Raw genomic sequence first — 10,624 nt, forward strand, 5'->3', positions numbered from 1 at the left:
GCCTCGAACAGGTCCCGGCGGACATCGTCCGACGCTGCGCGGGCCTCCCCGGTGGTCCACCAGTTCGTGATCCACTCGAGTTGGACATGGGTGATGCCGTTGTCGGCGAGCATTTTCGCGACGGCGCCCAGGCCGATCGTCTCGCGCGCGGCGACCAGGTCGGGGCGGGTCAATCCGAATCCGGTGTAGCCGGTTCGGGCGACCGCTTCGATCCGGTCCCGGATTGGGACCGGACTGCGGTCCGAACCTCGTGCAGGCATCACGTCACCGGCTGAAGTCCAGCATGCGGCCAATAGTTCCGGACGTGGTGAGTGGGTCATGCCTCGTCGTACCCTTCGGTGGTCGTCTCGATCGTAGAACGCGGATGGCGAGGAAGTCGTAGAGCGACGGTCATGAATTCTTCACCGGGGTGACGGCGCCCACATTGTTCATCGATACGATCAGCGCTTCCGCCACCTCGATGGCGCGCAGACCGTCGCGGGCGGACGCCAATGGGCTGCGGGTCCCCTCGGTGAGGGCGTCGACCCATGCCTGCAACTGCCGCCGGTAGCTGTCGGCGAACAGCGGCCGCCAGTCCTCCGGGTACGTGGCCGTCGAACGCAGCGACGCGTCGACCGTCAGGGCGTGACTCGGCGCCAGGCTCACTGCTCCGGTTTCGCCGACCACCTCGCAGCGCACGTCGTAACCGTATCGTGCGTTGACGAACACATCGACCACGGTCAGCACATCGTCGGCGGTACGCAGCATCAGAATCTGCGGGTCGCGCCGGGAGGTGTCCATGGAGGTGGACTTCGGTGCGTGCCAGCTGACCTCGACGATCTCGGACCGGAGAAGCCAACGGGTGATGTCGATTTCGTGAATTGCGGAGTTGGTGACGGTGTCGGTCGAATTTCCACCCGGATATGCGGTCACGTTGCGGTGGGATGCTCGGATCAGCAACGGGGTGCCGACGGATCCGGACCGGATCGCCGTTGCCAATTCCTCGTACGGCGCATGGAATCGGCGCATGAAACCCACGGAGATCAGCGGATTCGCCAGTGCCAGGTGCTCTTCCCGGGTGACCAGGCTGGCGCATTCGTCGACACTCGGGGCCAGCGGCTTCTCGCACAGCACCGGCTTGCGGTGATCGAGGCACAGACTCACCTGCTCGGCGTGGGCGGAGTCGTGGGACGCGATGATCACCGCGTCGACGTCCGGGGCGGCGATCAGCTCTGCCGCGGTCGCGACGGTGCGGGCGCCGACCTCTTCCGCGATCGTGGCGGCGCGGGAGGCGTCGAAGTCGGTGATCACGGTGACCGTTGCCCCGGAGACCACCGCGTGCAGTGTCCGGACGTGATCGGCGCCCATCACCCCGACGCCGATCACACCCACCCGGACGGTCATGACGCCACCGCGGCCGGGTCGCGGCCGTCGAGAACCGCGATGGCGCCCTCGACCGCGGCACGGATCGTCAGGGCCATCGCCCGATCCGTGAACCCCATCAGGTGCGGGCTGAGAGTTGTGTTGGCGTGGTCGAACACCGGGTGGTGTTCGGGCGGTTCGCGATCGAAGACGTCGAGGCCGAGTCCCGCGAGGTGCCCGGACTGCAACGCCGCGTGCGCGGCGTCGAGGTCGATCAGCGCGCCGCGGCTGCAGTTGACCAGGATCGATCCCGGCCGCATGACTGCCAGCCTCGTCTCGTTGATCAGGTGATGGTTCTCCGCGGTCAGCGGCGTGTGCAGGGTGACGAAGTCACTCGCGGTGAGCACCTCGTCGACATCGGCACACCGGTACGCCTCGGGGATCTCGGCGAACGGATCGTAGGCCCGCACGGTCAGGTCGAACGCTTCGGCGATCTGGGCAACCTTGCGGCCGATCCGCCCGAACCCGACGATGCCCAACGTTGCTCCCTCGAGGTCCCCGACGGTCACGTTTCCGCGTTCGGCCCAGCGGCCGCGCCGCACCACGCCGGTCAGCGTCGGCAGGCGCTTGACCAACGAGAGCAGGTGCGCGAAGACACCCTCGGCGACCGAGACGGTGTTGGTGCCCGGGGTGATGACCACCGGGATCCCGCGCCGCCGCGCCTCGGCGACGTCGACGAGGTCGGTGCYGACTCCCGTGCGGGCGAGGACCTTCAGCGACGGCATCCGGTCGAGCATCGCTGCGTCGACGGTGAACGCCGCCCGCACGATCGCCGCCTCGGCGACCGCCAGTTGTTCCTCGGTGGGGTCGAGAACCAGTTGGTGATGGGCGGCCAGATACGGGTCGACGAGCTCCCGGTCGAGCGGGCCCAGGCCGACGAACAGTTGCGTGGAGATCGTTGTTGACATCAGCGTCCTTGCAGGTGTCGAAAGCGGTGGTCAGGCGGTGCGGGAGGCGGTGGTGCCCGCGACGACGTCGAGCTTCTGCCACTGCCCGGTGGCGGCGGAGGTCTCGGCGGCGGTGACGATCGCCGCCGCCGACGCGGCGTCGTGCACGTTCGAGTTCTCCTGCGGCCCACCGGTGACGGCGAGCAGGAACTTCTTGGCCTCGATCGTCTTGAGGTCGTCGAAGCCGAGGGCGTTGCCCGGGCCGGGCTGGAAGCGGGAGTAGTCGCCGTGCTTCGGGCTGGCGTTGACGGTGAGGTAGCCCTGTTCGGCGTTGGTGCGGCCCAGGCACACCTTCAGTTCGTTCATCCGCTCGAAGTCCCACTTCAGCGAGCCCTCGGTGCCGTAGACCTCGATCTGGTAGCCGCACTCGGGTCCGACGATCACCCGGGACGCCTCGATTGTGCCCACCGCACCCGACCCGGGGCCTTCGGAGCCGAACCGCACCAGCGCGGCGGCGTAGTCCTCGTTCTCCACCGGACCCATCTCACCGTTCTCGATGACCGCGAAATGGGTGCCCGATCCCATCGCCAGCTTCGGGCGTTCGGTGTAGACGGTGCTGGTGAGCGCGTTGATCTCGGCGATCGGCCCGACCACGTACTGGCACAGGTCGCTCGCGTGGCTGAACAGGTCCGCCAGCACACCGGAGCCGGCGAGTTCGCGGTCGAATCGCCAGGACAGGGCGCCGTTGGGTTCGTTGGCGTATCCGGAGAAGAACGAGGCCCGCACGTTGGTGATCCGGCCGAGGCTGCCCTCGGTGATCAGCTTCCGGGCGTGCTCGACGGCGGGGGCGTGTCGGTAGTTGTACCCGATCGAGGTGATTACCCCGGCGTCGGTGGCCGCGGCCTCGATCGCCGCGGTCTCGGTGTAGCTGCGTCCCACGGGCTTTTCGATCCAGAAGTGCTTGCCCGCCTTCGCCGCGGCGATGCCGATCTCGGCGTGCAGGAAATTCGGTGCGCAGATGGAGACGACGTCGACGTCCGGGTGCGCGAGCACCTCGCGATAGTCGGTGGTGCCCTCGGCGAAACCGAGGACATTCTTGGCGAAGTCGACACGGCTCGCGGCGGTATCGGCGGCGATCACCAGCTTCGGGGTGACCCCGAGTTCGGGGTAGACGATCGGGACGTCGCGGTACGCGCGGGCGTGCAGTTGTCCCATCCAGCCGACGCTGATCAGTCCGACTCCGACGGTGCGGGTTGTGCTCACGATGACTTCCTTTACTGGTCTTGTTCGGGGCGGGCGGTAGCGAACGCCTCGGACAGCGCCGCGGCGAGCAGGGTGGAATCGGAGCCGATGGCCACGAATCGGAAGCCGAGTTCGACGTAGCCGGCTGCCAGGGCGGCGTTGGCGGCGAGGATGCCCGCGGTCTTGCCGTGCTGGTGGGCGGCCTCGAGCACCCGCCCGAGGGCCGCGGTGAAGACCGGGCTGTCGAACTGCAGCGGCACCCCGAGTGCGAACGACAGGTCCAGTGGGCCGACGAACAGTACGTCGACCCCGTCCTGGGCGGCGATCTCGTCGACCGCGTCGAGGGCGGCGAGAGTTTCGATCTGGATCACCCCGAGCGTCGCCTGCTCCTCGGCGAGCAGGACGGAGCGGTCCATGCCCCACCGGCAGGAGCGGTTGTAGGTGGCGACCCCGCGGTCGCCGCGAGGCGGGTACGCCAGGTGGGTGATCGCGTCGACTACCTGATCGGGCTTGTCCAGGCGCGGCACCATCACACCGGCGGCACCCTGATCGAGGACCCGCCCGATCCGGATACGTTCCCCGGATTCGACCCGCACCACCGTCGGAACCCCGTAGGCGCCGGCGGCGAGAATCGAATCCCGCAGCGCGTCTTCCGATCCGGCACCGTGTTCGAGGTCGAGCAGGATCCAATCGGCACCGGCCGCGGCACACACCTCGGCCGCGGTCGAGGAGGCCATGCCGACGAACGTGCCGACGGTGGTCTCACCCTGTGCCAGACGCTGACGCAGGGTTCCGGCGTCGAGAGGGCTGTTGTTGCTCATCCGAACCACCTCTGCCGTCCCACGGCGTTGTCGTAATCGGCGCGCAGGCTCTGCACCCATTCCTGGTTCGAGACTTCGGCGGGGGCCACGTCCCACCAGACGTCCCCGCCAGGCAGGTCCACGTGCGGCACCGTCGGAACCACGATGACCACCGGCCCGGACACCTCGCGGGTCTGCTCCAGTGCGGTACGGACCTCGGCTGTGGTGGTGGCGCGGATCGCGATGGCGCCGAGGCCTTCGGCGATCTTCCGCAGGTCGACCTTCAGGTAGTCGCCTTCGAGGCGCGCCTTGTCCCCGCTGTCGGTGATGATGTCGCCGTCGGTGCGGTAGCGGAACTCGTTGCCGAATTCCCTTCCGTTGCGGTTCATCTGCAGGCGGTGGATGACCTGGTAGCCGTGATTCTCGGAGACGACGATGGTGACGTCGAGGCCCTCCTGGGCGGCGGTGACCAGTTCGGTCGGGGCCATCAGGTAGGTGCCGTCGCCGATGAAGGTGACGATCCGCTGGCCGTGGTTGCCCTCGGCGAGGCGCACGCCCATTGCGGCCGGGATCTCGTAACCCATGCAGGAGAACCCGAATTCGAAATGCGCGCGCCGGTCGCCGGTGGCGTCCCAGACCTTCTGCAGGTCGCCGGGCGGGCCGCCGGCGGCGGCGATGATGGTGTCGCCGCCGCGGGCATGCTCCTGCAGCAGCCCGATCAGTTGCGGCTGGGTGAGCACCGCACCGGTGACCGGCGCGTCCGGGTGCTCGGCGGGGTCGAATGCGGTGTCCGGGTCGAGGGCGGCGGCCCGGATCGGGGCCCAGTCCGCCTTCGCCGTCCGCACCGTCTCCTGCCACGCGGTGCTGGTGGTGTGTGCGGCAAGCGCGGCGGTCAGCGCGGCGAGGCCGAGACGGGCGTCGGCCAGGATCCCGGTGGCACCCTGCTTGCGGGTGTCGGCGTCGACCACGTTCAGTGATGCGAAGCGGACGTTCTCGTTCTCGAAGATCGACTGCGAGCCGGTGACGAAGTCGGTCAGCCGGGTGCCGACACTGATCACCAGGTCGGCCTGCTTGACCAGCTTGTTCGAGGCGAAGTTGCCCTCGAGGCCGACGCCGCCGACCTGCCACCACTCGTCGCGACTGACCGCGCCCTTGCCGCCGAACGACTCGACCACCGGAATCCCGACCTGCTCGGCGAGTTCCTCGAGTGCCGCGGTGGCATCCGAATAGTGCACGCCGCCACCGGCGATAATCACCGGACGCTCTGCCTCCCGAATCTGGGCGGCGACGTCGTCGACCTCCGCGGGGTCGGGCAGCGGGCGGCGGATCTTCCAGTCACGCGGTTCGAAGAACTCGACGGGGAAGTCGAACGCGTGGGACTGGATGTCCTGCGGCAGCGACAGCACCACGGCACCGGTGTCGGTGGGGCTGGTCAGTACTCGCATCGCCTGCGGGAGCGCGGTCAGCAGTTGCTCCGGGCGGTTGATGCGGTCGAAGAACTTCGCCACCGGACGGAACGTGTCGTTGACGGTGGTGTCGGATTCGCTGGCGTGCTCGAGTTGCTGGAGCACCGGTCCCTGGTGCCGGGTGGCGTAGGTGTCACCGGGTAGCAGCAGCAACGGGAGCCGGTTGATGGTGGCCAAACCGGCGGCGGTGACCAGATTCAGCGCACCCGGTCCGATGGACGCGGTCACCGCGAGGGTGGCGCGGCGGCGGCTGGCCTTGGCGTACGCGGTGGCGATGTGAGCGAGGTACTGCTCGTGCCGACCCTGAATGAACGGCAGTTCGTCGGACAGTTCGTCGAGGGCCTGTCCGAGGCCCGCGACGTTGCCGTGCCCGAAGATGCCCAGTGCGGCCGGGATGAGGCGGCGACGGTCGCCGTCGGCAACCGAGTACTGCGCCGCGAGATACTTCACTACCGCCTGGGCCGTGGTCAGCCGCACGGTCTTGTGTGTGCTCAGTGATGTCATGTCGTCGTTTTCTGTGAGTGCCACGAAAGTGCCTGAGGGGGAGGCGGGTTACCAGGGGCGGCCGTGGAGGACGATGGTCTTCTCCTCGGTCATTTCCTCGACCGCCGAGCGGACGCCTTCCTTGCCGATGCCGCTGCCCTTCAGGCCGCCGTACGGCATGAGGTCGGCGCGCCAGAGCGGGGTCCAGTTGATGTGGATGTTGCCGGCGTCGATCTGCCGCATCGCCCGCGTGGTCGCCGAGACGTCCGAGGTGAACAGTCCTGCGCCGAGGCCGTAGTCGTTGTCGTTGGCGAGGTCGATCGCCGACTCGATGTCGGCGGCGGACGAGACCGCGACCGCGGGGCCGAACAGTTCGTCGCGGCTGAACGGGGAAGAGGGGTCGACGCCGGCGACGACGGTCGGGGTGACGACGGCGCCGTCCCGGTCACCGCCGGTGAGGACCTTCGCACCGGCCAGCGCTGCGTCGGCGATCGCCGAATGTACGCGTGTGGCTTCGGCTTCGGAAATCAGCGAGCCCAGCCTGGTGTCGGTGTTCGCGGGGTCGCCGACGACGATGCTCTCGACCTTCGGGACCAGGGCGTCGAGGAAGTCCGCCTCGACGGACTGATCCACGATGACCCGCTGCACGCTGATGCAGACCTGTCCGGCGTTGATGTAGCCGCCGGCCGCGACCGCCGAGGCGGCAAGTTCGATGTCGGCGTCCGGGAGAACGATCACYGGGCAGGAGGCACCCAACTCCAGCGACAGCTTCTTGACTCCCGCAAGCGAACTGATGCGGGTGCCGATTCCGGTCGAGCCGGTGAACGACACCTTGCGAACCCGTGGGTCGGTGACCAGGACGTCACCGAGCGCGGAGCCCGGGCCGGTCAGAACTGACAGGGACTCGGGGGCGAGGCCGGCGTCGACGAAGCACTCGGCGAGTTTCAGTGCGGTCAGTGGGGTGGTGCGGGCAGGCTTGAGTACAACCGCATTACCGGCGGCCAGCGCCGGAGCGATCTTGTGCAACACCAACAGTGCCGGGTAGTTGAACGGTGTGATCGCCACGACGATCCCGCAGGGCTGGCGCAGCGTGAACCCGACCTTCTCGAGCCCGGTTCCGGGGTTGGCGTCCAGCGGCAGCGTCGAGCCGTAGAGCTGGCTGCCCTCGAACGCTGCCAACCGGATGATGCTGCCGGACCGGTCGGCCTCTCCGCGCGCCTCGCTGATCGGCTTCCCGGTCTCGGCGCTGATGGTCTGCGCGATGTCCTCCGCCCGTTCGTCGGCCAGATCGGCCGCACGCATCAAGGTCGCCACCCGCTCATGAGCGGGAGTGGCTCGCTGGATTCGGGCACCGGCCTCTGCCCGGTCCAGGGCGAAGGCGGCATCGGCGGCGGTGGCCACCGGAACCGAATCGATCACGCGGCCGTCGAACGGTGATCGGATGAGGTCGGTGGTGCGGTCAGTGGCGCCACGCCACTCACCAGCGAGCAACATGTCCATGTCGGCTCCATATCGGGACTCGTTCGCCGCCCACCGTGAGGACGGCAGGGCGACTGAGGATGACTTGAAAAGGGTTGGTGCCGAGTCGAATACCTGCCTCGCTCGGACACGTCTGTACCCGAATCGAAAGAGGATTCGGGCCGGGACGCCCGGCGCGGCGCTCGCGCGGCGGGCTGCGTGGCATCGCCGTCACCGGAGGCCGCAGCGGCGGTGAACTAGGCGTAGGCGGGGCTTGTCTCGTCGGACCTACGGATCCGCGAGCGCTTGTGCCACTTCGGTGGGGAATTGCTGATGCTCATGCAGCCAGTCTTGCTGTGACTGGCACCTCAATCAAGATTGATAACCCATCAAATTCACCTCATACGGAGGGTTGACGACCAGGAGGTCGAGTCGGTCGCCGACCAGGCTCAGGACGAGCGGCGTGTCAGGACGAGCGGATCACCGTCGGTGATTGCAATCGTGTGTTCGCTGTGGGCGGTCCGCGAGCCGTCGGCCGATCGGATGGTCCACCCGTCGGGGTCGTAGACGATCTTGTCGGTTCCGCGGGCGAACCAGGGCTCGAGTGCGAGGGTCAATCCGGGTCGCAGCACCAGGCCCCGTCCGGCCCGCCCCTGGTTGGACACGTGCGGGTCCTCGTGCATCGTTCGACCGAGTCCGTGCCCGCCGAATTCGGTGTTGACCGGGTAGCCGTAGTCGGCGGCGACCGCACCGATTGCCGCGGAAATGTCGCCGAGGCGCCCGCCCGGACGTGCGGCGTCGATACCGGCGGCGAGGGCGCGCTCGGTGGCCTCGATCAGTCGCTGGTCGTCCGCTCGGGGTGTGCCGACGATCAGGCTGCGCGCCGAGTCGGCCACCCACCCGTCGATCGATACCGCGATGTCCATGCTCAGCAAGTCCCCGTCGCGCAGGGTGTAGTCGTGCGGTAGCCCGTGGAGCACCGCATCGTTGACGGACAGGCAGATGACGTTGTGGAACGGACCGCGGCCGAATGACGGCGCATAGTCCCAGTAGCAGGACAGCGCTCCGCGCTCCTCGATCAGGTGCCGGGCGCGGTGTTCGAGGTCGAGCAGATTCGCCCCGACCAGGGCGCGCGATTGCAGGTCGTCGAGCAGTTCGGCGATGAACGCGCCGGTGGTGCGCATTGCCTCGATCTCCTGTGACGTCTTCAGTTCCAACACGCGCTCACACTCCACTTTCTCGCAGACAACCCGGTATAGAAATACCAGGCTAGTGGATGGCTCGGTATTTTCATACCGAGCGTGGCGTATCCTTGTCGCATGGTGCGATCCCCTTTGACGCCGCAGCAGCGCGCCGCCGGCAAGCGACTCGGCGCTTACCTCCGGCAGGCGCGCGGCGACCGCAAGCCCGCCGAAGTGGCGCATGCCGCGTCGATCTCACCCGAGACCCTGCGCAAGATCGAGACGGGACGTCTGGCAACTCCGGCCTTCACGACAGTCGCCGCACTCGCGGCTGTGCTGGCGGTCCCGCTGGAGGACCTCGCCCAGATCTGCCTTCCCGAACTGAACCTTCAGCAGACCGGGTAGTAAGCGAGGCGCCGCCGGAGTAGAGGATGCGGTCGACGCCGAGGGTTTCGACGCAGTACTGCAGCTGCGCCTGGCTGAACATCCCCTATGGGGTGATGTAGACGTTGCCGCGAACATGCACGAATAGTGCTCACCGGTCGGCGGCTCGGTGATCAGCTTCCCCACGGGGTCCGTTACCTGTCGAAGGCTCGCTGGTCGTCTCCCATTAGCCACCTATCCTCCCGGGGACGCCTCGCAGGCGCGAAAATGGGATCGGGTCGCCTGCCGACGCCGACTTTCCCTTGAGCCTGAGCTCGTTCATTAGCCTGGCGCCGGGGCCCCGACCTGGAAGGGTCACGCATTGTTGCTCCGAGCACGCCGGTCAGAATTTCGGTTCCCTTGACCGAGGCCCCCAGGCGGCCCGCCGTTGTGTATGCGTGTGGGATGCGGAAGGAGGACAACAGAAGTGAATTCATTGCCGGAACAGATTCCCGATGCTGAGCACGAACTGGTGGTCGAGTGTGTGTGCGCCATCGACGTGGCCAAGGCCTCGGGCAAGGTGTGCACCCGGACACCGGATCCGAAGCGACCAGGCCGGCGCGGCAGCACGGTGTGGGACGTCTCGGCCACGACTGCCGCGATTACGGATCTCGGCGAGCAGCTGGTGGCGGCGGGGATCGAGAGGATCACCGTTGAATCGACCTCGGACTACTGGCGGATCTGGTTCTATCTGCTCGAATCGGCCGGGTTGACGGTGCAGCTGGTCAACGCCCGCGATGTGAAGAACGTGCCGGGACGCCCGAAAACGGACAAGCTCGACGCCGTGTGGCTCGCCAAACTCACCGAGAAAGGTCTACTGCGGCCGAGTTTCGTCCCGCCGCAACCGATCCGGCAGTTGCGCGACTACACCCGGCTGCGGATCGATCTGACCCGTGATCGCACCCGCTATTGGCAACGACTCGAGAAACTGCTGGAGGACGCGCTGATCAAGGTGTCGTCGGTGGCTTCCAGTCTGGGTACCCTGTCGGTGCGCGACATGCTGGAGGCGCTGATCGCGGGCGAGCGTGACCCGCGGCGGCTCGCCGGTCTGGCCCGCGGCGCGATGAAAGCCAAGCACAACGCCCTCGTCGAGGCCCTCACCGGCCGGTTCGACGATCATCACGCCGAGCTGGCCCGGATGCTGCTCGACCAGATCGACACCCTCAACGCACAGATCGCGAGGCTCACCACCCGCATCGACGACCTGCTGGTCACCAGTATCGACGAGCCCGGTGACACGGTGCCGGCCGACGGCCACGACGCGGCGCGCGGCGGGTCTGGAC

9 protein-coding genes and 1 pseudogene are annotated in these 10,624 nt (G+C 67.7%); 2 read left to right on the forward strand and 8 right to left on the reverse strand.

Annotation, left to right across the window (positions count from 1 at the left end; all coding sequences use genetic code 11):
• The 8 genes and pseudogenes from AC1DWT_RS46300 to map all read right to left on the reverse strand — a co-directional run.
• Nucleotides 1–260, reverse strand: a pseudogene (locus AC1DWT_RS46300) (sugar phosphate isomerase/epimerase); the annotation flags it as partial.
• A gap of 130 nt (nt 261–390) precedes the next feature.
• A complete protein-coding gene (locus AC1DWT_RS46305) occupies nt 391–1,383 on the reverse strand; it encodes a Gfo/Idh/MocA family protein (protein WP_206012482.1) in 993 nt (330 codons plus the stop codon).
• Nucleotides 1,380–2,309, reverse strand: coding sequence for an NAD(P)-dependent oxidoreductase (locus AC1DWT_RS46310; protein ID WP_477925838.1), 930 nt, complete (start codon nt 2,307–2,309; stop codon nt 1,380–1,382). Before AC1DWT_RS46310 ends, AC1DWT_RS46305 begins: the two co-directional genes overlap by 4 nt.
• A gap of 30 nt (nt 2,310–2,339) precedes the next feature.
• The gene (locus tag AC1DWT_RS46315) at nt 2,340–3,551 is read right to left on the reverse strand and encodes a Gfo/Idh/MocA family protein (protein ID WP_241031251.1); all 1,212 of its coding nucleotides are present in this window, start codon (nt 3,549–3,551) and stop codon (nt 2,340–2,342) included.
• Nucleotides 3,552–3,562: 11 nt separating this feature from the next.
• Nucleotides 3,563–4,351: an HpcH/HpaI aldolase family protein gene (locus tag AC1DWT_RS46320; RefSeq protein ID WP_095863885.1), complete on the reverse strand. Its 789-nt coding sequence runs from the start codon at nt 4,349–4,351 to the stop codon at nt 3,563–3,565.
• A complete protein-coding gene (gene iolD / locus AC1DWT_RS46325; RefSeq protein ID WP_241031250.1) occupies nt 4,348–6,324 on the reverse strand; it encodes a 3D-(3,5/4)-trihydroxycyclohexane-1,2-dione acylhydrolase (decyclizing) in 1,977 nt (658 codons plus the stop codon). The genes AC1DWT_RS46320 and iolD overlap by 4 nt, the downstream gene beginning before the upstream one ends.
• A gap of 24 nt (nt 6,325–6,348) precedes the next feature.
• On the reverse strand, nt 6,349–7,779 hold the full coding sequence (locus tag AC1DWT_RS46330; RefSeq protein WP_206012481.1) for an aldehyde dehydrogenase family protein: 1,431 nt from the start codon (nt 7,777–7,779) through the stop codon (nt 6,349–6,351).
• Between the two features lie 407 nt (nt 7,780–8,186).
• Entirely contained in the window at nt 8,187–8,957 is a 771-nt protein-coding gene (map, locus tag AC1DWT_RS46335; RefSeq protein WP_206012480.1) for a type I methionyl aminopeptidase, read from the reverse strand.
• 99 nt (nt 8,958–9,056) lie between these two features.
• Here map and AC1DWT_RS46340 point away from each other — a divergent pair, with 99 nt between their 5' ends.
• The gene (locus AC1DWT_RS46340) at nt 9,057–9,323 is read left to right on the forward strand and encodes a helix-turn-helix domain-containing protein (RefSeq protein ID WP_012687703.1); all 267 of its coding nucleotides are present in this window, start codon (nt 9,057–9,059) and stop codon (nt 9,321–9,323) included.
• 454 nt (nt 9,324–9,777) lie between these two features.
• The coding region (locus AC1DWT_RS46345; protein WP_477925839.1) for an IS110 family transposase at nt 9,778–10,624 on the forward strand (847 nt) is incomplete at its 3' end.

Source organism: Rhodococcus sp. P4_B6 (genome assembly GCF_056402215.1).

Bases quoted from the DNA above. Each gene is read 5' to 3' on its own strand.
- AC1DWT_RS46305 (WP_206012482.1), bottom strand. From the start codon at position 1,383: ATGACCGTCCGGGTGGGTGTGATCGGCGTCGGGGTGATGGGCGCCGAT.
- AC1DWT_RS46320 (WP_095863885.1), bottom strand. From the start codon at position 4,351: ATGAGCAACAACAGCCCTCTCGACGCCGGAACCCTGCGTCAGCGTCTG.
- AC1DWT_RS46340 (WP_012687703.1), top strand. From the start codon at position 9,057: ATGGTGCGATCCCCTTTGACGCCGCAGCAGCGCGCCGCCGGCAAGCGA.